General features: G+C 39.5%; 23 protein-coding genes. 3 read left to right on the forward strand and 20 right to left on the reverse strand.

The genetic code is table 11. The annotated features are described in order from the left end of the window. Positions 1–197: 197 nt before the first annotated feature. The 8 genes from leuB to CLHUN_RS02770 all read right to left on the reverse strand — a co-directional run bounded on the left by leuB (position 198) and on the right by CLHUN_RS02770 (position 10,169). Entirely contained in the window at positions 198–1,268 is a 1,071-nt protein-coding gene (gene leuB, locus CLHUN_RS02735; protein WP_080063039.1) for a 3-isopropylmalate dehydrogenase, read from the reverse strand. Between the two features lie 37 nt (positions 1,269–1,305). Beyond that, a complete protein-coding gene (gene leuD / locus CLHUN_RS02740; RefSeq protein ID WP_080063202.1) occupies positions 1,306–1,800 on the reverse strand; it encodes a 3-isopropylmalate dehydratase small subunit in 495 nt (164 codons plus the stop codon). Positions 1,801–1,925: 125 nt separating this feature from the next. Continuing rightward, complete coding sequence (leuC, locus tag CLHUN_RS02745; protein WP_080063040.1) at positions 1,926–3,185, reverse strand: 3-isopropylmalate dehydratase large subunit; 1,260 nt, start codon at positions 3,183–3,185, stop codon at positions 1,926–1,928. A 282-nt stretch (positions 3,186–3,467) separates the two neighbouring features. Continuing rightward, a complete protein-coding gene (locus CLHUN_RS02750) occupies positions 3,468–4,370 on the reverse strand; it encodes an AraC family transcriptional regulator (protein ID WP_080063041.1) in 903 nt (300 codons plus the stop codon). A 39-nt stretch (positions 4,371–4,409) separates the two neighbouring features. Further along, positions 4,410–6,446, reverse strand: coding sequence for a DEAD/DEAH box helicase (locus CLHUN_RS22770; RefSeq protein WP_207559130.1), 2,037 nt, complete (start codon positions 6,444–6,446; stop codon positions 4,410–4,412). Positions 6,447–6,508: 62 nt separating this feature from the next. After that, positions 6,509–8,470, reverse strand: coding sequence for an ABC-F family ATP-binding cassette domain-containing protein (locus tag CLHUN_RS02760; RefSeq protein WP_080063042.1), 1,962 nt, complete (start codon positions 8,468–8,470; stop codon positions 6,509–6,511). Between the two features lie 175 nt (positions 8,471–8,645). Next, positions 8,646–9,545 (reverse strand): radical SAM/SPASM domain-containing protein, encoded by a 900-nt coding sequence (locus CLHUN_RS02765; RefSeq protein ID WP_080063043.1) that lies wholly within the window; start codon positions 9,543–9,545, stop codon positions 8,646–8,648. A 201-nt stretch (positions 9,546–9,746) separates the two neighbouring features. Further along, positions 9,747–10,169 (reverse strand): hypothetical protein, encoded by a 423-nt coding sequence (locus CLHUN_RS02770; RefSeq protein ID WP_080063044.1) that lies wholly within the window; start codon positions 10,167–10,169, stop codon positions 9,747–9,749. A 413-nt stretch (positions 10,170–10,582) separates the two neighbouring features. Between CLHUN_RS02770 and CLHUN_RS02775 the strand changes: the two genes are divergently transcribed. Beyond that, a complete protein-coding gene (locus CLHUN_RS02775) occupies positions 10,583–10,837 on the forward strand; it encodes a TIGR03905 family TSCPD domain-containing protein (RefSeq protein ID WP_080063045.1) in 255 nt (84 codons plus the stop codon). 90 nt (positions 10,838–10,927) lie between these two features. Further along, the gene (locus CLHUN_RS02780; RefSeq protein ID WP_080063046.1) at positions 10,928–11,353 is read left to right on the forward strand and encodes a MarR family winged helix-turn-helix transcriptional regulator; all 426 of its coding nucleotides are present in this window, start codon (positions 10,928–10,930) and stop codon (positions 11,351–11,353) included. A 30-nt stretch (positions 11,354–11,383) separates the two neighbouring features. On the opposite strand, the gene CLHUN_RS02785 is transcribed toward CLHUN_RS02780, so the two are convergent. The 11 genes from CLHUN_RS02785 to CLHUN_RS02825 all read right to left on the reverse strand — a co-directional run bounded on the left by CLHUN_RS02785 (position 11,384) and on the right by CLHUN_RS02825 (position 21,075). Then, positions 11,384–12,166, reverse strand: coding sequence for a hypothetical protein (locus tag CLHUN_RS02785; RefSeq protein ID WP_080063047.1), 783 nt, complete (start codon positions 12,164–12,166; stop codon positions 11,384–11,386). Continuing rightward, the gene (locus CLHUN_RS02790; RefSeq protein WP_080063048.1) at positions 12,090–12,536 is read right to left on the reverse strand and encodes a hypothetical protein; all 447 of its coding nucleotides are present in this window, start codon (positions 12,534–12,536) and stop codon (positions 12,090–12,092) included. The genes CLHUN_RS02785 and CLHUN_RS02790 overlap by 77 nt, the downstream gene beginning before the upstream one ends. Before the next feature lie 17 nt (positions 12,537–12,553). Next, a complete protein-coding gene (locus tag CLHUN_RS22010; protein WP_165755640.1) occupies positions 12,554–12,700 on the reverse strand; it encodes a hypothetical protein in 147 nt (48 codons plus the stop codon). Between the two features lie 10 nt (positions 12,701–12,710). Next, positions 12,711–12,881, reverse strand: coding sequence for a hypothetical protein (locus CLHUN_RS22015; protein ID WP_165755641.1), 171 nt, complete (start codon positions 12,879–12,881; stop codon positions 12,711–12,713). A 109-nt stretch (positions 12,882–12,990) separates the two neighbouring features. Next, a complete protein-coding gene (locus CLHUN_RS02795) occupies positions 12,991–14,133 on the reverse strand; it encodes a hypothetical protein (RefSeq protein ID WP_080063049.1) in 1,143 nt (380 codons plus the stop codon). Positions 14,134–14,149: 16 nt separating this feature from the next. Beyond that, positions 14,150–15,106, reverse strand: a complete 957-nt coding sequence (locus CLHUN_RS02800) for a type II secretion system protein F (RefSeq protein WP_242656422.1) — start codon at positions 15,104–15,106, stop codon at positions 14,150–14,152. Next, positions 15,103–16,617 carry an ATPase, T2SS/T4P/T4SS family gene (locus CLHUN_RS02805; protein WP_080063204.1) on the reverse strand — a complete coding sequence of 505 codons (1,515 nt, stop codon included), beginning with the start codon at positions 16,615–16,617 and terminating at the stop codon, positions 15,103–15,105. The genes CLHUN_RS02800 and CLHUN_RS02805 overlap by 4 nt, the downstream gene beginning before the upstream one ends. Positions 16,618–16,694: 77 nt before the next feature. Next, entirely contained in the window at positions 16,695–17,495 is an 801-nt protein-coding gene (locus tag CLHUN_RS02810; protein ID WP_080063050.1) for a P-loop NTPase family protein, read from the reverse strand. A 29-nt stretch (positions 17,496–17,524) separates the two neighbouring features. Next, the gene (locus tag CLHUN_RS02815; RefSeq protein WP_080063051.1) at positions 17,525–18,163 is read right to left on the reverse strand and encodes an SAF domain-containing protein; all 639 of its coding nucleotides are present in this window, start codon (positions 18,161–18,163) and stop codon (positions 17,525–17,527) included. Continuing rightward, complete coding sequence (locus tag CLHUN_RS02820; protein WP_080063052.1) at positions 18,102–19,814, reverse strand: serine/threonine-protein kinase; 1,713 nt, start codon at positions 19,812–19,814, stop codon at positions 18,102–18,104. The genes CLHUN_RS02815 and CLHUN_RS02820 overlap by 62 nt, the downstream gene beginning before the upstream one ends. Before the next feature lie 370 nt (positions 19,815–20,184). Next, a complete protein-coding gene (locus CLHUN_RS02825) occupies positions 20,185–21,075 on the reverse strand; it encodes a radical SAM protein (RefSeq protein ID WP_080063053.1) in 891 nt (296 codons plus the stop codon). A 174-nt stretch (positions 21,076–21,249) separates the two neighbouring features. Here CLHUN_RS02825 and CLHUN_RS02830 point away from each other — a divergent pair, with 174 nt between their 5' ends. Then, positions 21,250–22,215, forward strand: coding sequence for an alpha/beta hydrolase (locus CLHUN_RS02830; protein ID WP_080063054.1), 966 nt, complete (start codon positions 21,250–21,252; stop codon positions 22,213–22,215). A 172-nt stretch (positions 22,216–22,387) separates the two neighbouring features. On the opposite strand, the gene CLHUN_RS02835 is transcribed toward CLHUN_RS02830, so the two are convergent. Further along, complete coding sequence (locus tag CLHUN_RS02835; protein ID WP_080063055.1) at positions 22,388–23,056, reverse strand: zinc dependent phospholipase C family protein; 669 nt, start codon at positions 23,054–23,056, stop codon at positions 22,388–22,390. Between the last annotated feature and the right edge of the window lie 37 nt (positions 23,057–23,093).

A 23,093-nucleotide genomic window follows, 5' to 3' on the forward strand; every position in this document is an offset into this window, starting at 1 on the left:
CCTTTGTTTTTATATTGTGGTTGGCAAACCCACATTATTTCGACATTGGAGGCTTCATTTTTTTTGCGACTCTTCAATGGCGCTGTCCGGCTTTGCCGGACGCACGACGCACCATAACTAAAAAGAAACCGGGTAATCAAACCCGATTCCTTTTTGCTTTATACTTAAATAATCAGCTTTAAATTCATTTTCAGTTTTTATAGCTCTGCCCTGATAATTCTTCCCATTTCCTTTGTACCAACCAGGGTAGTCCCTGCAGAAGCTATGTCACCTGTCCTATAGCCCTTGTCCAGCACCCTCACAATAGCGCTCTCAATTGCGTCGGCTTCGGCAGGCAAGTCAAGAGAGTACCTGCACATCATAGCCAGAGAAAGTATAGTCGCAATGGGGTTGGCCTTATCCTGTCCTGCGATGTCGGGAGCAGAACCATGAATCGGTTCGTATAATCCCAGCTTGCCGGCACCCAGGCTTGCAGACGGCAACATTCCTATTGAACCTGTTATCATGGATGCCTCATCCGACAATATGTCACCAAAAATATTGCTGGTAAGTATGACATCAAACTGGGCAGGATTCCTGACAAGCTGCATAGCAGCATTGTCAACATACATATGGCTTAAGGCAACCTCCGGATAGTCCTTTGCAACCTCTTCAACCACCTGTCTCCATAGTCTTGAGCTTTCCAGAACATTTGCCTTGTCTACAGACATGAGCCTTTTACCGCGCTTCAAAGCTGTTTCAAAGCCAACCTTCGCTATTCTGGTTATCTCCGCTCTGCTGTACATTTCGGTATCATAAGCTGCCTCTCCGCCTTCTGTCTCCAGGCGGCCTCTCTTGCCAAAGTATATTCCTCCCGTAAGCTCACGGATAACCATTATGTCAATACCGTTGCTTATAATTTCGGACTTTAGAGGTGATGCCTCCTTTAGTGCACCATATATGACTGCAGGCCTGAGATTTGCATAGAGTCCAAGTGCCGCCCTTATTCCCAGAAGCCCTGCTTCAGGCCTCAAATGTCCGGGCAGGGTGTCCCATTTGGGGCCGCCCACAGCGCCAAGCAATACTGCATCTCCGCTTTTGCAGGTATCTATGGTAGCCTGTGGCAGAGGTATTCCATGCTTATCAATTGCAACTCCGCCCATATCGGCCTCAGTCAGTTGAAAGCTATGACCATACCTTTCACCGATTAGTTCCAAAACCTGCAAAGCTTCTCCAACTATGTCAGGACCAATGCCATCACCAGGGAGAACTGTAATTTTATAATTCATATTGACCACATCTCCATTTCAACGCTTAATTTCACCACTATTTTGACAGGGATTTCTTTATATATTCAACCAGACCGTTGGCAGCAATCAGCTCCTGCATAAATTCAGGGAATGGCTGTCCCTGATAAGCCTTGCCAGTGGTCAGATTTTTAATAAGTCCCTTATCAAAATCTATCTCCACTTCATCACTGTCTTTTATATCCTGCGCAGCTTCAGGGCACTCAATAATCGGAAGGCCGATATTAATAGCATTCCTGTAGAATATCCTTGCAAAGGTTTCAGCAATTACGCAGGATATTCCTGATGCCTTTATTGCTATGGGTGCATGCTCGCGTGAGGAACCGCAGCCAAAGTTTTTGCCGGCAACCATCACGTCACCCTTTTGAACCCTGGAAGTAAACTTTTCGTCAAGATCCTCCATGCAATGGCTTGCAAGTTCGGCAGGATCTGTTGTATTCAAATACCTGGCAGGTATGATTACATCTGTATCAACATTGTTTCCATATTTAATAACCTCGCCCTTAGCGTTCATATCCATCTCCATTTCCGGCCCTGTGATAAACTTATTTCTCACCGGCGCCATAATAATTTTACCTATGTCCAGACCGTATCATTTAAAAGACCAACTGCGCTTTAATTTGCATTTTTATACAGTTGTTATATCTGGTGTGGTCCTGCAATTTTTCCGGCTATTGCCGATGCTGCTGCTATAGCAGGCCCTGCAAGGTATACTTCACTTTCAGGATGTCCCATACGGCCAACAAAATTTCTGTTTGTTGTGGCAACCGCTCTTTCTCCCTTGGCCAGTATTCCCATATGCCCTCCAAGACATGGGCCGCAGGTAGGCGTACTCACTGCTGCACCTGCCTCAATGAATATATCAAACAATCCTTCATTCATGGCCTGCTTCCAGATTTTCTGAGTTGCAGGTATGATTATGCAGCGTACATCTGCATGTACCTTTTTCCCCTTTAAAACCTCGGCCGCTACTCTCATATCTTCAATACGTCCATTTGTACATGAGCCGATCACAACCTGATCAATTTTAACATCTCCCACATTGTCAATTGTGCGCGCATTCTCAGGCAAATGAGGGAACGCAACTGTTGGCCTGATTGAAGCCAGGTCTATTTCAAATACCTGGCAATAAACTGCATCTTCATCCGCTTTGAATACTTCAAATGCTCTTTCTGAGTGTTCCTTTACATATTCAAGCGTCTTTTCATCCACCTGAAATATTCCGTTTTTTCCACCGGCTTCAATAGCCATATTTGCCATGGCAAATCTATCGTCCATTGAAAGGGCGCTTACTCCGTCACCTGTGAATTCCATTGATTTATATAAGGCTCCGTCAACACCAATCATTCCAATTATGTGAAGAATTACGTCCTTTCCGCCAACCCATTTCTGCGGTTTTCCCGTCAAAACGAATTTTATGGCCTCCGGAACCTTGAACCAGGCTTCCCCCGTAGCCATTCCTGCCGCCATATCGGTGCTTCCGATACCGGTGGAGAATGCTCCCAATGCCCCATAGGTGCAGGTATGAGAGTCTGCTCCTATAACTACGTCACCGGGAACAACCAAACCTTTTTCCGGCAACAGGGCATGTTCCACACCCATCTGTCCAACCTCGAAGAAATTCACTATACCCATTTTTTTTGAAAATTCTCTGCAGACCTTAACCTGTTCTGCTGATTTAATATCCTTGTTGGGAGTAAAATGGTCAGGAACGATTGCTATTTTATTCCCGTCGAAGACCTTATCCAGTCCGACCTTTTCAAATTCCTTTATTGCAACCGGGGACGTGATATCATTTCCTAAAACCATATCCAGCTTTGCCTTGATCAGTTGTCCTGCAACTACTGAATCCAATCCTGCATGCGCTGCCAGGATTTTTTGTGTCATTGTCATACCCATATGTTATACCTCCTCATATTCATAAATACCTAAACCCAAACTGCTTCAAAGCCAGCTTAAAAGCATAATTTGCCAACTTGTTGGCTTTTGGAAGGCGAAGGCTTTGAACCGTAATTGACTTTGGTAAAATACAAATTAACCAATAAATATTCTTCTATTTTTATCTGCTTTAAGGCTAGTGCTTTTCAAGCATAATAAAATAAAACACTTTCCAGTCTTAGCTTGAATCAATTATACAATAAGCCCGGAAAGTGTTCTTCATGTTATTTACCGTTATTTTTTCTAATTATGAATGTTTTTTGACGAATTACGATACTGCATGGGAGTCATATTCACCTGTTTCTTAAACATGTCGTTGAAGCGCTGCTGGTTGGAAAAACCCACACTATGTGCAATCTCACCAACCTTCATATCAGTCTCGTCCAAAAGTTCACAGGCCCGTTTAATTCTGATATTCAAAAGATACTGCATGGGGCTCAGGCCGGTATCCTCTTTGAATGCCCTGGTAAAGTAGCTGGGACTTAGAAAAACATATTTTGCGATATCAGTTATTGATATTTCTCTTTCATAATTGTTGTGGACAAATTGTATAGCCGACTGCATAAGCTCCTTTATTTTGGGACTTTTGTTTTTTATGCTGTTTTCCCATTCGGCCTTAAGTGCTCTGGATATAAGCACAAACAGTTCCATCAGCATGAGATAGTCCAGCAGTTCACTGCCTAGCTGGTCACTGGCCTTTTCCTTAAGGATTCTGTTCAGCAGAATAATGATATCATTTTTCTGGCTCACCTTAAGTTTTATAAAGGCCCCTGAGTCCCTGCCGCTGACAAAGTTTATGAAGTCCTCGATAGAAGTCTCCGACATGGCCAGGTTTGACTGGTTCATAAATTTAAAATACAGAACTATAAAGTCACAACCGCCATCGGAGGTCACCTCAAGCTTGTGATGCTGATGGGGCTTTATAATGACTATATCATTAGACCCCACAGTCACAGACTGGCTGCCTATTTCGAACTGCCCTTCACCGGATTTGATGTATACCATTTCAAAGGCTTCGTGTATGCTCAGGCCCTTTGACCATTCAGCATTACGATATCTCTCTATGGCCTTTATGCTCGTTACAGGTATAAAACTTGCCGCGCCCAGAACACCTTCCCAGGCCTTAGGAATCGACGTCGACTGCATAATGCCCTGCCCCCTTTAACATAATACAATATATCAATCCTATTTCTTGCTTTTCCTTTGGCCGGACTGTGGCTTACGATCCCAGGGTTTGAGATTCTTTGGGGGTTTATCTGCAAATTTAATTTTTATTTGTTTCCCGCCGTTGCCCTGAAAAGTTTCCTTGTTTCCCTCCTGCTCTGATTTTTTACCGGAGGTTTCCGTCCTTCCGAACTTCTTATCTCCAAACTTCTTGTCTCCAAACTTCTTGTCTCCGAACTTCTTGTCTCCGAACTTCTTGTCTCCGAACTTCTTATCGCCGAACTTCTTATCTCCGGGTTTCTCGTCGCCGAATTTCTTATCGCCGAATTTCTTGTCGCCGAATTTCTTATCGCCGAATTTCTTGTCACCGAATTTCTTATCGCCGAATTTCTTGTCCCCGAATTTCTTGTCGCCGAATTTCTTGTCGCCGAATTTCTTATCGCCGAATTTCTTATCGCCGAATTTCTTATCGCCAAATTTCTTATCGCCAAATTTCTTATCGCCAAATTTCTTATCGCCAAATTTCTTATCGCCGGGTTGCTTATCACTGAACTTCTTGTCAGATGGACGGCCGTCTCTTTCATACTGCTTACCGTCAGCAGTAGACTTATTCCCCCTATATTGGGGTTTATCCCCATTACCGGCAAACCGTTTTTCTCTTTTTCCGTTCCCTTCTCTTATTCCTTCCTTATCAGTCCTGAATTCAGATTTATCCTTATCATATGGACGATTGCCCTGAGCCTTATACTTCCTGTCAGGTCTGCCCTCTCTGCTATTCCTCTTTAAGCTTCTTTCACCAGGTCCATCCTTGAGGGCCTTGTCCATTTCATTCCTGTCCTCAGTATTTTCAGTTTTACCGTTTTTTCTATATTTAGGCGGAGTATATTCACTGGTTGTATCAAACTTTTTATTTTCTTTTCTGTATTCTACAATTACTCCATTGTACATTGACTTTGGAATAATTGAAATCCGGAGTTCTTTTTCAAATTGTTTCACGAGAGGCAGCTCTTTTTCCGAGACAATTGAAATGGTAGTGCCCGCACTGCCGTTTCTCCCTGTCCTTCCTGCCCGGTGAAGGTATTCCATTGATCTCTCGGGTATGTTAATATTAAAAATATGAGTCACACCTTCAATATCAAGCCCGCGTGCAGCTACATCCGAAGCTATAAGCAGTTGAAGCCTTCCGGATTTGAAATCATCCATTGTCTTTTTTCTGTCACTTTTTATATTGGAACCATGAAGTCCGTCTGCTCTTAATTTATGGTATTTAAGCTTTTCAGTTGCTTCCAGTATATCTCCGGCATTGCCGAAAAAGGCTATGGCCTTCGGGGGATTAATGATCCTTACCAATTTTCGGAGTACTTCTATTTTTTCCCGTTCTTCAGCCACAAAATACAAATGGTCAATTGTATCGGGCACCTCTACGGCAGTTTTACTCTTTATAATATGAGGTTCTTTCATGAGAGGCTTAGCCCTTTCGATGGTACGGGCAGGTATGGAAGCCGAACACATTATTATTTGCCTCTCCTTAAGTGTGGTTTTAATTACAGCTTTTATGGCTTCCTGATTGCTGTCGTCCAGAAGTCTGTCGGCTTCATCTATGATTATTGTTTTAATTGTATGAGCTGAAATTTTCTTTTTTTGTATAAGCTCCAGTATTCTTCCGGCTGTACCTACAATGATATGGGGCTTTGTTCTGAGCTTATCAACCTGTCTGGTTATATTCACGTCTCCTATTACAGGCGTTGAAGTAGCCTTCAAATCGGAGTTCAGCGACAGCATTTCTATAACCCTGATAACCTGTATTGCAAGCTCATGAGTCGGTACAAGGACAAGGGCCTGCATTTCCTTTTTACCGGTATCCAGCTTTTCAAAAAGCGGCAGCAGATAGGCAAGTGTTTTACCGGTTCCGGTCTCCGATTGAAAGATTATATCCAAATTTTTTTGTGCCGCCGGTATTGCCATTTGCTGTATTTCTGTAGGTTTTGTGATATCTGCCAGCTTCATGGCCTCTATGAGCGACTTGTTTATCTGCAAATTTTCAAATGTTTGTTCCATTTGTTCTCCTTTATGTGCTTATTATTTATTAAAAGGCAAATTATATCTTGCCGCTTTTCCTGTTAGCTTTTACTTTTTTCGATTCTTTCAGCCAGTTCGTATAAATAGGTCCAGCGCTCCATCAGATAATCCAGTTCCTCTTCCAGCTTCTGCTGTTTGACAACAAGTTCCTGGAGCAATGCAAAATCACTGACTGCAATATCCATATCAGCTTTGATTTTTTCAAGCTCTCCTTCTTTGTCTGCTATCTTTTCATCTATTTCCTCATACTCTTTTTGCTCCTTGAAAGTAAATTTCAGAGGCCGTTCCTTTTGAGCAGCTCTATTATCCTTCTGAGGCTGACCGTCCTGCCGGTCTTCCACCTCCGGGATTTTTTTCCCGTCGCCCCTTGCAGCCTTTGGATGCTGTAACTGCTCTCCCTGTATACCTTCCCACAGGCAGGCTTCCTTATAGTCAGAGTAGTTGCCTGCATATTTATTTATATACCCATTTCCTTCAAAGGCAAAAATGCGCTCCGCCATCCTATCAAGGAAAAACCGGTCATGTGATACTGTGATTACTGCTCCGGGGAACTCCTCCAAATAACTCTCCAATATTGTCAGGGTCTGAATATCCAAATCATTTGTGGGCTCGTCCAGCAGGAGTACATTTGGAGCTGCCATCAGGACACTTAGGAGATACAGCCTTCTCCTTTCCCCTCCGGACAATCTTGCTATTGGTGTCCACTGTACGCTTTGGGGAAACAGGAAGCGTTCCAGCATCTGAGAGGCGCTAAGGCTGCCTTTTTTTGTCTCTATGTGTTCGGCAACCTGACGGATGTACTCTATAACCCTTAGTTCCGGATTCATTTCCTGGCTTTCCTGTGTAAAGAATCCTGTTTTTACTGTTTCACCTATTTCCACATTTCCAAGGTCAGGCTTGATTCTGCCGGAGATAATCCCCAGAAGCGTGGATTTCCCCATACCATTGGGCCCTATTATTCCAATCCTGTCATCACGAAGGAGAATATAGCTGAAATCTTTTATAAGAACCTTTTGGTCATAGGACTTTCCTATGTTTGAAAGCTCAATTACCTTTCTACCCAACCGGGCCGAGCCAATCTGGATTTCTATGCTGTTCTCCTGTCTTACGTCCTCAGCTTCCTGAAGTTTCTCAAATCTCTCAATTCTTGCCTTCTGCTTCGTAGATCTGGCCTGTGCTCCTCTTCTGATCCACTCAAGTTCTGTCCTTAACAGATTTTGGCGCTTTCTTTCCGAGGCAAGTTCCTGTTCCTCGCGTTCTGCCTTCATCTCAAGAAATTTGCTGTAATTTGCCTGATAGCTGTAAAGCTTTCCGTTATCCAGTTCAATAATTCTATTGGCTACTCTCTCAAGAAAATACCTGTCGTGAGTCACCATAAGGAGCGCACCTCTTCTGGCATTCAGGTATTTTTCCAGCCAGTCCACCGAGTCGTTGTCTATGTGGTTTGTAGGCTCGTCCAATACAAGCAGTTCTGTGGGATTAATCAATGCACCTGCCATGGCAACGCGCTTTCTTTGGCCTCCCGAAAGCTGGGTCACAACCGCATTAAAGTCACTTATCCCAAGCTTTGTCAAAACAGTTTTTGCTTCACTTTCTATAGCCCAGGCATTTCCGGCATCCATTTTCTGCATTATTTCCAGAAGCTTTTTCTCAGCCTGCTTATCATCGGGACTGTCCTGGCACTTTTTTAAAATAATCTCATATTCCTTAAGCAGTGACATTACTGGCGAATGTCCTATAAACACCTGCTGCAGAACAGTTGTTCCTTCCTCAAAGCTTGGATTTTGTTCCAGATAGCCTATATTTAAATTATTTGTCTTTATTATTCTCCCCGAATCAGGCTCCTCAAAACCGGCTATCACCTTTAGCAACGTGCTTTTACCCGTCCCGTTTATGCCTATGAGGCCTATTTTATCTCCTGCTTCAATTCCCAGCCAGCTATCATTAAAGAGGACTTTCTCACTGTAGCTCTTTGAAATACCCTCTGCAGATAAAATGTTCAATTACGATTCTCCTTCACACGCATATAATAACAGATTTTATTTTTGCTTTTAATAATTTTTAAAAGCTCTCAAGCAATGAATTTCATAACTATAATAGTTAATGAACATTTTAAATATTATTATAACATTTATAACCCCATTACATAACAATATCCCACATTTTTTAACATTTGTGTTATCTTTTATGTCTTCCTGCATACCCACACCTTCTACACAGTTCTTCAACCCCGATGCGGGCTGTAAATCCCTCGTATATGCGGCGCGCTCTGTCAGAGCAGAGTATCTCCCCCAATGGTTGCTCAAATATATTCCCCAGAGATATGTTTCCATCACTGTCCAGGCAGCATGGTACCACCGTGCCGTCAACAAGTATGCCGAACTGATCCCTCAGTCCATAACAAAATATCCCTTCCGTTCGATCTTTGCTGTCTATATCAGGCCATTCAAACCTCTGCGCCAAATGTAGAAAGACCTTATCAGCAAGTTTTATATTTTGGCGCAGCACAGTTTCTGTCAGGCAGGTCGGCGTTTCTTGCGGTACCGCTTGTTTAAAAGCATTTTGTAAATAATTTATTATTGTATCATTTAAGCCGCTTCCGGACCTTATAGCTTCTCTTTCCCTGCGAATACCGGCATTCCAGAGTCTGAATTCGCAAATTATTCCTTTTGCGCTGGCTTCCCTGGCAAAGGTCACAGTTTCACTCAAGTATTCTTCCAGGCTTATTCTTTCGCGGTTTGCCTCATAGCTGTGCAGAGAAATGCTGACTTTTCTAAGACCGGGTGAGTTCAGCAATATTGACTTATGTTTCCCCATCAGAGTACCATTAGTAGTTATGTTTACCTTTAGCTTATTTTCGTCACAAATAGAGATAAAACTCCCTATTTGAGGATTAAGTAACGGTTCACCCATAATATGAAAATAAATGTAATCCGTAAATGGCTTTAATTCTCTGGCAATATGTGAAAACTCGTCTATTGTCATATACTTCAAATGCCTTTTTGTCTCAGGGCAGAAATCACACTTCAGATTGCATATATTAGTGATTTCAACATAAGCCTTTTTATATCTTTTCATTTAATGCTCCAGGAAATATTATATTTGGTTGTTGTTTGCGTTTCTTACGATAAAGCAAACTGTGTTTCCATAAGTTTATTATAGTCATTATAAATCCCGATAAGACGGCTACTTATCGGGATTTATTAATTTATGAAATAGAATGTAAATCAGATATTTATTGAATTATCGTGTCAAATGGCAGGTCACCCTGTCCCACAATTATTTTGCTGCTTTAATCACCTTTATTTCTATATCATGCCTGTCTACCTTCGTTGTAAGCATATCTATCTTATTTTCTATTGAATCAAGACGATAATTTACTTCGCTTCGCGTCTCAAAAAGCAGGTCAATTTTCCTGCATACATCATTTTCCACCTTCAAAGCCAACTTCCCTACCTCATTTCTTAAAGAAGCCACATCACCTTCAATATTTGTTATTTTGCTTTCCACCGAAGTCATTCTGCCTTCCATAGAAGTCATTTTACCCTCCAACGAAGTCATTCTGCCTTCCATAGAAGTCATTTTACCCTCCAACGAAGTCATTCTGCCATCCAACGAAGCCACACTGCCGTGGAGTTCCCTGAATTGTGATGTAAAATCAGCATACATTCTGGTCAATAATTCAAATGTATCGTCTGCCATTTAAAATTCACTCCTTTCACTTATTATATCATAATAAAATTTATATGGTAAATAGCCCGAAATCTTATTAATTTTCAAAACATTTGCCTAGCATCGTATGAGTAATCCTTGCTGAGAAGCAATCCGCTAATTATTTATATTGGACTTGACTGTCGGTTCCCCATCAAATTTTGAGCCATTGTATACTTGCTCAAAGTCTGCTAAACTTAAAGAATAACATCGGGCAGGAGTACACTAAGGTTAAGATGCATTCGCTTTACTATGTAGTATCTTTGTGGAATCAAGAAACATAGAACCTCAAGAGACACCTTGCTAAATATCCGGTTGGTGTGTGATAAGTCAAACACCGGCTACATACCTGCACGAAAATATATATTTTTATTTAAAATCAGCAGCTTCAGGAGGACTTTAAAATGTCATATAAATATTATCCTGACGGAATATGCCCTATCCAGATAACCTTTGATCTCGATGGAGACCTTGTAAAAAATGTAGCCTTTTCCGGGGGATGTGATGGTAATCTTAAAGCTATAAGCAGGGTAGTTGAAGGAATGTCTGTTGAAAAAATTGAAGAATATTTCAAAGGTATCCAATGCGGTTATAAATCCAGTTCCTGTACAGATCAACTTGCAATGGCTGTACGGAAGGCGTATGAGCAGGCAGTATAAGTATTTGTGTCAGTATATAGGTTGGAGATTGTGGCAATATAAATGTTGCATCCCTTCCCGCTTTGTTACAATTGGTGTATTGGAGGTTATATGAATTACAACTTGTTAAAATTGGAAAACCAGTTATGTTTTCCGTTGTATGCCTGTTCAAAGGAAATCATAAGAAAATACAAGCCTTTTCTGGATCCTTTGGGATTGACTTATACTCAGTATATAACACTATTGGCCTTATGGGAGGAGGATAACCTGACTGTAAAAGCATTAGGAGAAAAACTCTATTTGGATTCAGGGACTTTGACCCCACTTTTAAAAAAAATGGAAACTCAAAAGTTGATTAAACGTGTAAGAAGTGCTGATGATGAAAGGAACGTATATATAAAACTAACGGAAGAAGGCCGGGTTTTAAAAGATAAAGCGGCTGCAGTGCCTGAGCAGATAGGAAAATGTATTTCCTTATCTCAGGAGGAGGTAATCTTCCTGCATCAGACATTATATAAAATACTTAACCAGTTCTGACAAGCTGTTATCCAGTAGAAGAGGCCCTTTTTACGTATAAACTGGAATTGAACATTGATTACTTGCAATCCTATCCACTTTTGCTCCTGCAAAGCCGGATAGACTTATAGCTCTACTAGCGAAAATTCCCGATATTTCAATATTCTTTAATATGGCGAAAAGATATGTGCCCTTTTCTATCATATTGGTTTTTGAATTTCCATTAATATAAACCTCATCCTTATTCTCTTCAGTCCAATAATTTAACAAAGCGGCATTTATGGCATATTGTATATCTGCCGGGGTTTCCACCTGCCCGTAGACGTATTGCCCGCCCTTTACCTTCATGGTATATCTTATTTTGTCACCTGCCGCTACAGTTGTACACAGTAACAGTTTACCTTGTATATCCTCGCCGGGAACACTGACATTTTCAAGAAATATCTCCACGAATACACGATTTGCCATATCCATATCTATCTCAAGCTGTTCAGTTGTTATATGCCCCGAATCTTCTGAAAACCCATTTGAAATGCCAATATTTTCGTTTGCCGGTTGAATTTGCTGTGAAGCAGCAGTTACAGCATAGTCCATGGCTTTAGATATTTGATTGCGCTTATTTGTATATACTGAGTAATCAACTACATTCAGCATACTAAAAATAATAATAATCAAAAATGAAAGCCCGATAAATATAGTGCCAAGACCTCCTCCTTTCTCATCGGTGAAAAAACATTCATATAGCATGCTTATACGTTTATTGCACACTCTGTTTCTTCTCGATTCTGCAGACAGCTTTTGCCTTGTAAAAAAGTTTATGGCTTCCATCAGCATTCTTGTCCTCCATTTCAGATAGCAAACTTTCTTCGTCTGATTTAACAATTATACTGAAAACCTCTCCTCTGTCAAGTAAGTCACCCGGAATGTACGGATATAGCTCAGATATTGCTCCATAACTATCCACTGGACCAGTTTCAAGAATCACGTGATTTTCATTGAATGTCCCCAACCTATTTAACTTTTCCAGCAAATCTCCCTTATCTTTTTCTGTCATGACACCTGTTATCATCACCTTATGTGTATAAGTATCAACAGTATTTTTTATATACCTTTGCTTGGTATCAAATTCATAAAACGCTGCTGTTTTAAAAAACAGGGCTGCCATCATAGGCAAAATAATCAGAAAGGTATATATTTTGCTCATATTTTTACTCCATTTCACTATTTGATATTGTCATTTAACTCTTTTACCGTTTTGTAAACCTTTTCGCCGGCATCTGCTATCAAATCAGATACCGGAAGAACTGTTCCCATTACCAGTGAGACGCATATGGCAAACATAATAATTGATATGATTATATTTTTCATTTCTACCCCTCTATCTAGCTATGGCAGTGCTTAGTGAATTAATTTTGGTATCAATTGTATCCATCTGGGTTTCCACCTTTTGCCCATTTTCCTTTCCATGCTCTGCCAAAGGAATAATAACTGTAATCAGCAAAGCCATTGATATGGCAAACATAGCCAATGATAAAATGATTTTCTTCATAATCCTAATCTCCTGTTATAAATATTTGGTTACCCGGTAAGTCAATAGCAGGTATTTATGCCTGTCAAAAAAAATGCATCGCAGCCCCATGCCTGACTAAAGGTGGTTCTCACACTACCTCGAAAGCCCTGTACACCATATCCAGCATAGGATTTAGCATTAATCTTGCCAATTCATACACTATAGGTACTATACTTAAAAAGGCAATAATATCAATTAGGTCTACAGTTTCGTCTGCGGTCAGCAATACAGCTTCATCCCTCTCTATAATTTCCCTTTCCAGTATCTGCACGGCAATTTCCTTATCAGTCATACTGTAGATTTCCAATATGCCGGATAGATTAGCAAGGCTTTTAATATTTTTATCCTTTAAAAGCGCGAAAGCTTTTCTTTTGTCAAAACTAAATATCTGAAGGAACTCCTGAAAATATTTGGAATATATTTTTGAAGATTTCTCAAGTTGTCTTACAATATCTATGGTCTTCATTCCATCCACTTTTGACAACAACTCAAATACATATTCCAATTTGATTACTTCTCTTTTACAAATTGACCCTATAATAAGCCACTTTACCAATAAAAACAAGTCAGGGAGGCAAAAAGAGATAAGCATTCCCAAGGCATAATCCATATGTTTGTTGTCAATAGATTGAGTCTTTGTAAATATGTCCAGAAACCACTTTGTTTTTTCATCAATATCCCTGCTGTCTGAAGTATTGAAAATTTTTGCAACCACCTCCTCAACTATATAATGCTGTTCCTGATAACTCTTTCTCCATAGGCTTTTTGAATCCAGCTTATCGTATATATGCTTATACAATTTATAATCCGGCTTGTTTAATGAACTTGTACCAATCGCTGCCGACACAGTTTCAATTTCCGAGGTTTCAATTATCCTTCTGGTATGATAATTTATATTGCTGGACATTACTGCAGCAAACAAAGCAGCAGAGACTATAAAAACTGATAATTTGATAAAATAGAACTGCTTTATGTTTATACCGGCTTCACTAAGTTCAAGAATCTTACTCAAATACCTGTTTATAAAAAATCTTTTATCTTTAACAATATGATTCATGACAATTGAAATAAACTTACGACTCAAAATCCGGTCAATGTAAAATAAAATACCTCTGCTGCCCTCACTTGCAACATTCTTAACATCTATGGATGTCTTTACAGACTTATAAAGTAAGCCCGATACGGCCAGTATGCATCCAGTAAGGCAGGTTATTGCTTGAATCCTGAACATTTGCTCTTCCTTCCCCTTATATTCGTCTTAATATTCTGACCACTGCCAAGGCACATATGGAAAATATGGTTATTCTCGCAAAGGATTCTGTTGCATCATAATATATTCCTGTATTTATGCCAAGAATCATTCTATTGAGTAATAAAATGGCCGGAATACTCAGAATACTCACTGCTACAGTAAAAATCTCATACCATATGAGCCTTTTGTTTTTCTTTTTTTCAATATTGTTATATCTCGTAATTGTACGATTCAACTTGTATAACTGTGCAATAAGTTCACCCCCATTTTCACGGTAATTAACCAGCATCAATACAAAAATATTAAACCATATATCATTTATGCTCTCCTTCGATCTCAACAGGCTATCATTTAAATCCCCGCAATCTGATGCCCTGGAAATAATTCTTCCCAGGGTCCTGTCAATGCTCCTGCTGCATTCCATTAACGCTGGCTTTATTCTATTACAGGTTATAAATGAACTGCGGAAGCGGTCAATAAGTACTGGTATTTTCATCCTGAGATAGTATTTCATATAATCTACAACCAGGGTAAAAACATAATAGGGCACCATAAGGCATAGCAGCAATGCAGTCAGCTTTGTATACCAGAGATTTAAGACCTGATTTAAAGAAATAAATATAAATGTACCTGCTGCAGGCAAAGCAAATGTAAATATCACAACAATTCTTCGCTGTAATAAGTCCTGCAGCATAAAATATTCTATGGAGCATTCAAGTTTCTTAGACAGTATGGACAAGGGTGTTCTGGTTATAAAAGCTTCAACAAAGCCTATAAGCTTATCTATCGTTTTTAGAACAAACTTATGCTCTGTTTTCGGCTTCAGCTTGTAACCGGAAATATATATTCCTGTCAAAATGAAAATTGTCCCCAGCATTATCAAAATGATAACCCCCCTGTTTCCATCAGGAAATTCCAGCTTATTCAATATATCTGCAACGGGATTCTTCATTGTTCCTCCTGAACATTCGGCAGGAGGAACAATTCCTCTAATTTCTTCAAATCTGAATTTGAAAATTCATACTCCATGCATGACATTATCTGTTCCCTGGACAATCCGTTCTTATTTGCAAGATAAATTCCCTTTTCTTTATCAAATATAAAAAGATCGTTTATTTGAAAGGACATTCCTTCCTCATTGGCTATAACCTCAGCAACTTTATACACATACCTTTGTCCGGTCTCTCTGTCAAGTTTTATATGTACTACGATATCAACAGCATCTGCAACATCAAATTGAGCTTCCCTATAATCAGTATAAAAACCGGTCTGCATCAATAGCTGTCTCAAATCATGAATCATTCGTCTTGTACTTGAGGAATGGAATGTAAACAGACTCCCTCTGGCTTGTCTCAACATAGCCTTTATCATCTCAAAGGCCTCATAGGAGTTTCTTACCTCTCCGTATATAACTATATCTCTGTTGAGTCTGAAAAAAATTTCAGTGATATCGGAAGGCTCAAAATCCCTTGTATACTGCAGCTCAACAATATTCTTTTCAGGATAGTTTGTTGAAATATTAAGTTCATGTATATTTTCCGCAAGGCCTATACTTATATCAGAATCCAGTTGTTTTATCAAAAGTTCATCCGCTGCTGTGGTTTTTCCTGAACCTTGCTCCCCGATAATAGCAACATTTCGCCTTCCTTTTCCTGCAAGGAGTTCAATAATCCTGGCAATCCTGTCTTCAACAAATTTGCTCCGGTATTTTAGCAACTGTGCCTTGGAAGCAAACAACCTTATATTTACTACGTAGTATTTTGAAAGTGGCGGCCTGAGAGCAGTCACTCTGGCCCCGTTCTTCAGCATGGCATTTACCAGAGGATACCCTGCATTTATTTCTTCCTTTGCGGTTGATGTAAGCCTGTTCTCAATTATCTTCCTGTAGCTTTCCTCACTTTTAAATATAAATTTTCTGTTTGGAATATGCCTTTTAATCCCATTATATTGAATCCATATATAATCACTTCTGGTGCAGGCAACTTCATTCAATTTTGGATCAAAGATAAGTTCGTCCAATATTCCATAGCCATATATCTCCTGATATATAATCTGAGCCAGCTTTTGAAGCTTGATATCAAACTCATCCTCCCGGCTTATGGAGTATTTGCCCAAATATGTGCCTATTTCCATATCTACTGGTTTGCACGCCTTTTGTTCAGTCTCACCTGTATATATGTTGTCATAATAGTTTATATGATACTCCCCCAGGAGTTGATCAATATTATCCTGGCTGACCATGTCGGTCTTCTCTATAAGCATAAAATATATGCTATTTATTATGAATTCTCTGGCCTGAGTACTGCCATCAATTGCAAGCTGCTTTTGCGCCTGTCGGATTTCCTCCAGATATCCGGACCTTCCCCGGTGTATCTCTTTTATATTTGGAAGCTCATTTATTCTTAGCTCCTCTTCAATATAATTCATAAGTTCACCCAGGCATATTTTTTGTAATAATATCATATTTGTCTCCTTCCTTTTAATGGTATACATAACAACGACTTTTATAGCTCAGCCAGTATTCTCCTGCCAACCAGAACCTACTTCAGTAACCTGGAAAACCTTTTAATCCTCCCAATGAAACTATTATGAGTATCTTTCTCACAAGTTTCTATTTCAAGAGCGTTCCTAAGATGCCTGGAAATCTTCTCAATTGATTTGTTAAACCCTGTCTCCATCTGTGTATATTTGTATAAGCTTCCCCGGTTGATCATTTCCTGAAGTATTGCACAGTACTCAATGGTAAAGAGTTTGTCCAGTCCCAATCTTCGCCTCAAATCTATAGCTTTTGGGTAAATGTTGCGGTATTGAGATATTAAATTGACCGTTTGCTGATAAGCTGGTGACAAATTTCCCCTGCCCCGCTGTAAAGCCATAATATTTTCAATATCCTGGCAGTAAAGCCTTATGACTATGTCGGCGGTTCCAAGTATAAGCCTGGAAAGCACATTTTCGTTTTCAGAGGCTGCATCAACAAGAATCAAGTCAAATGAATCTTTTAATCTTCCAAATAAGTCAGCATATTGTAAAATGTTTTTTGAAGCATAACTGTTTGTCATCTTATAGCTGCCAAGGAAAAACAGGTCCTCTGAAAATGGTATAATTTCAGGAAAAAACTCATCCGTAATATTTGCTGAAATCCCACAATTTACAAGTTCCTCCAAACCTGTTGCAGAAGCTTCAACATCAAGCATCCGGTATAGTGAACTGCATTTATAATTAAGACAGCAGACCAAAACCCTTAGCTTTCCGTTACCTGCCATATTCCTTGCCAGCATATAAGCAATAATTGATTTTCCTGCTCTCCTGGTGTGAGACCAAACTGCCAGTACCTTACCCATAACATCCCCCATAATATTCACTAATCCTGCTAATCCTGATTTTCGTCGCAATACAGCTCATAAATCAATTTTCCTTCTGTCAAAGATGTATATATTTTTTGTCTTTCCGCTTCTCCCAGGATAAGCTTTAAGTAGGCCGTTCTTGAATTTACGCCAGCTTTCGCATCAATTGGATTTCCGTTTTCGTCCAGAACATCCTCAACCCTTACTTTCTTTAGCGCTGTCTCAACCATCTGACTGGATTCTCTTTTTATACGAATGTCAATGTATGAGCCTCTCTTAATCAAATTTGCAAGCCGTTCTTCAATATTTACCGGAACTGTGATTATTCTTGCGTCACTGCTGTACCAATCGTCCCTTTCTATCAGGTCCGGCTTTCTTAAGTAGTCATTTCTGCCGATAGCCCTTGACACTTTCTTACCTATAACCATATTTGCATCTTTCTCCATGGATTGATTAAAAGCAGAATACTGGATGAGTTTGGTCCTTATGTGTTTAGGCTCGATGACTGTCCCCGGCTGGATATCACTTGCTGCAATAATGGCCGGTATGTATTCCTCCAGATCAAGGGGGTATTTTTTAAAGGTGTATGTCAAAATCAAGGTATCAAGTATCAGAAATATTCCTATACAAATCAGCATTGTTTTTATTATTATTCTTTTTTTCATATCTCCCGGACCCCACTCCTGTAATTTTTTTGAGACCATGCCAGGGCTGTGATTTGGGAGGTTGAATGGTCTTGTCAACAATATGGGCAACTGCCATACCAAACCTGTCTCTGAATTTGCCCCCAAATCTAAGTGGTTCTCCAAAGCCGCTGTACATCCATTTAAGGTATATCCATTGATCATACGGAACCTCAAAAAGGTTTGAAAGAGGAATAAGTTTTCTCAGAAACTCATCAGTACTATTATTTGAAATAGTACACTGCAGAATATCATAGGAACTTAATTCTCCTTTGTAGAATTTGTTGATTATAAATGATGTGCCCGAAGAATAGGTTGAAGCCAGCTCTTTCACTTCAATCCGTTTCCCTAATCCCGCTATGTAATATGGGTTCATATCGCATACCAGGAAAATATGACTTACGATGTGCTCAATCATCTTGAGGATTGACAGATCAGCATCAATTAAAATAAATGAGAATTGATCCTGAAGCTGAGAGAATTGCTTATAGATTATTAAAGGATCAGTATGATCAATAGGATACTCTTTTAGGTCTGATTCACTCTCAGGGTCTAGACTGGTAAAGTTTTTATAGTTTATGTAAAATAATTTTGCATTAAGTTTCACGGGTTTTGATGTCTTAATGTTTTTTTCAATTGCCAGGCATTTGGCCAAAGTACCTGTATAACTTAAATCCACAATGCAAACTGTTGTCTTGCTTGTCGTTGCCAGATACTCCGCAACCGCCGCCGTTATTGTAGAAACACCTGTACCTCTCACTCCTGAAAATGCAAATATTCTTGTCAGATTATTTATCCCTATTTTTGCCCCCGGGGGTCTGCTCACATTGTACAATGCAATTCTCCCAATGTCCTTACGCAACCGGGACACACTGCTGTATCTCATTGAAGGATTCGGTTGAATACATTTATGTAATATCCCAAATAGCTCTGAGGACATACACTCCTTGTATTCAGTATCGCTGTAAAAATCTGCACATTGAAGAGGATGCAGCCCTGTAAGCAATTGTATCAATGTAATTCCAAGAGAATAAATATCAGTACTTACTGCCGATCCTTTTCCCAAATATTGTTCAGGTGCGGCGTAGCCCCTTGTACCAATAAAGCCGGTTTTGGAAGCTTCAGTTCCAATTGCTCTGCTTCCTGTGGCCTTTTCATTGGTTGAATACATGGACACGCCGAAGTCAATAAGCTTAATGCAGCCCTCCTGGGTAAGAATTATATTATGCGGCTTCATATCGCCATAAATAACAGCATCTGGCTTTTGTCCATGCAGATATTCAAGGACACTGCACAACTGCATAGCCCAATCTATAACCGCTTGTTCCTCACATGGCCCATTATGCTCCAATACTTGCAATAAACTTTTTCCATCAATGTAATCTTCAATTATGTATATTTTATTTTCATCTTCGTGGATATCCACAATTCTGGGTAGCGCCGGATGGTTCAAGCGCCTGAGTATGACAGGTTCCAGATAGCCGCTGATAGAGGTGGTTCTGTTTTTATTTATCTCCTTTATAGCCCAGTAATTTTTAAGGGCTATGTTTTCGGCAAGAAACACTTCGGCGCAACCTCCATGTCCCAGGGATTTTATATACCTATATTTTTGAAAAATTATATTGTCCTGCATATAATTCTTCCTCCATGAATAGTAAGAATGTAAACCGGATGAATATCAATGAAATATTTTGTATTTCTATTGTATTCAAAAAAGAATTGAATTTACGGATTTATAAAATAGTGCATTTACAAGCACATAATAAATCAGGTTGGGAAATCAAGATATATTGTAAACCACTGAAAACTTAAAAGAAATTAAAATTCAAGAATTTAATAGATTTGTACCAAGTCAGATTAAGAAACTCATATTTTCTATAAACATAGAATTGTGTGTAAATTATTTCTATTAATGTAAATTATAATTTAAAAAATTCCAGAATGCAACAATTATTTTAAAAAAATTCAAAAATTTTTATATATTGCCAATATGCGTTATGCCCTTAAACTCCTTCAAGATTAAAATCCGGTATATATTGAGTGTCTGCAGATTGCCGCTCCTGTACATAGCCTTCTTCAAGTCCAAGCTTGTAAAGCTGTTCCACTACTCTTTGATATTCCTTTCTGGTAATTGGTCTGTTGATTTCAGGATACTTCTCCGCATCATAAAAGGGTGTGTATTGACTCATTAATGAAACATACACACTTTTGGGAAGACTTTCACTTATCCAATTAAGTACGCTTATACTCTCCTTCGTATGCCCCGGAAGAATCAGGTGCCTTATAACCAGGCCTTTGTGTATAATTCCAGAGTCATCAAGCACAGGGCTTCCGACCTGCCGGTACATCTCAAGAACAGCCTTTTGACTTACGTGAGGATAGTCTTTTGCTTTTGAATATTTCAATGAGGTTTCACAGGTTGAATATTTCATGTCAGGCAAATATATATCTATCAAGCCTTCTATAGCCTTTAATGCTTCAATGCTCTCATAGCCGTTGGAGTTATATACAACAGGAACTGTCAGCTTGCCTTCAGCCTTTAATGCACGCAGTACCCGCGCTATCGCATGCACATAGTGGGACGGATTCACCAGGTTTATATTATGTGCTCCTTTATGAACAAGTTCTTCCACTATTTCCTCAAGCCTTCCTTCGGTTATCTCCCTGCCGAAATTCTTCTGGCTGATACTGAAATTTTGGCAATATACACATTTCAAGTTGCAGCCTGAAAAGAAAATAGTGCCAGACCCCCTTGTACCACTTATGCAGGGCTCTTCCCACATATGCAAAAATGCCCTTGCAACTTTTGGCTGTTCAGTAACGCCACAATATCCTGTTTCAACTTTTCTGTTTTTGTTGCAGTTTCTCGGACAGCTATTACAAAGGTCAGTCATCTTTAATCTCCATAAGAACAAATTACCAGGCAAAGCAATATCCGCTTAATCTAAGGAGTCTGGAGCTCTCGCCTGTCTCACCCTGATATAATGTATTTACATTACCGGTAAATAAAAATATAATAAAACTTGAGTACCCATTAGTCAATAGTAATTTCCGGAGGATTTTACCCGATGCAGCTTAAGACCGTTGCTTTTGCAGAAAGAAAAAGTGTTTTGCCAAAGAACATTTTTCTTGCAATTATATATATATTAGTTTTGATTTGTTTGGCTATCGGTGCTGTTTCCTTTATTGCAGCCTGGAAAATTACTCACCCTGCCAAGCTATCAACACCACAAATTTCATCAAATATTGCGCCTGATTACAGAAATGTAAGCTTTTACTGCAGTGAGTCCAAGGAAAAAATAAACGGCTGGTTTTTTCCCTCTTTAGGTTCTAAGACTACTGTGCTGATGATTCACAGCTACGGAAGGAACAGGCTGCAGTTTGATGAGGATACCTTCAGGCTGATATCCCGCCTGAACAATGAAAAGTTAAATGTACTTACAATTGATTTGCGCGGTTCGGGCAACTCGGCAGGTTCCATATCCACTTTCGGGAAAAATGAAACTACCGATGTCTTAACTGCCATAAAATACCTGAAGCAGCAGGAAACGGAGAATATCATACTGATGGGTTTTTCCACCGGTGCCTCCTCCTGTCTTTCTGCAATTTCAAAGTCCCCCTACCGGGACAGTATACTCGGAGTAATAGCTGACAGCCCTTATGCAAAAGCGGATAACTTTATTGACTTTGCAATCGAAGAGGATAACTGGCTTCCGGCATATCCGTTCAAATATCCCATAGACTTTATTGCTAAAAGGCTTGCAAAGGTCAATGACGAAATGGATATTATTCCGCAAGTGTCTGCAATAGTTCCTACTCCTCTATTGTTGATTGACGGAGCACAGCCCAGGCCCAGTGCCTCCGACAATACCAAACTGCTATACGAAATGTATTTCAGAAAAAGTCCGGTGCCGGTTCATTACTGGAACTCCGGTGCAAAGGAGTACGGACAGAGCTTTACCGCTGACCCTGATAAATATATGGAAACCGTTGTGGAATTTATCAGGGAGTGTGTGGAGGACTTTGAGAAGTAGCTTTCTTGTATTCTCTTTCCCTCGGCATTCATTAAGCTGCTGAAATGTTTTCATATTAGCATAAATTGGATTTATGGCTCTTTTTTTGCATGAACAAAATAACACTCGAATTCCACAAACCAGGGTGTTGTGGAAATGGATTTGAAAGACTTATATCAGCCTTACTGGCAAATCATGAAATATTGAATTGATTATACAGAAGATCTCTTATATACTTGGATTCAGCGGAAATAAATCCCTGAGTTCCAGAAATTGTAACATATTTGTTAAATGAAACATCTGATGCTTCTCTGCTTGAAAACCGGCTATTCAGTATGTGATGCTTCATTTTATCAATTTCACGGCTCCCAATGATATTTTCAATATCATATCCTGCCGCACCCTTTAGTAATTCCCAAATATCCCTTTGCTGCTGCGGATTCATTAAATAGAGTTCATACTCAATATTGAACGATTCCTGATGATAAATGCTTCCCATACCTTTTTCGAGAGCATCTTTATTCTCGGCTAGAAACGGCGTCCAAATTTTGATATTATTTTGCAAATCGGTTATTATATGAGAGCAGTAACCATATATAAAATCTTTTTTTTCACCAAAGTTATTAAGTTTTAAAAAAGTAAGAATATGTGATAGCCATTCCTGATTGTTTGTTATGTTACCCCATTTTTCATCTCCAATGCAGAGATGGCTTTTCTTTTTTAAATCACTATTATAGTTGTCCAAAAAATGAACAGCATCTGGCGCGATTGCTCCCAGCATAAAGTCACACGGCCTATTTATTTCAGGTGTACTTTTTAATATATTATATGCAATATATAAATGTGTCATCGCAAAAGGCATAATGCTTCCCCTTATTAAGTCTGTGACCCGATTAATA

The organism is Ruminiclostridium hungatei, assembly GCF_002051585.1.
In the GTDB taxonomy this organism is placed as follows: domain Bacteria; phylum Bacillota; class Clostridia; order Acetivibrionales; family DSM-1351; genus Ruminiclostridium; species Ruminiclostridium hungatei.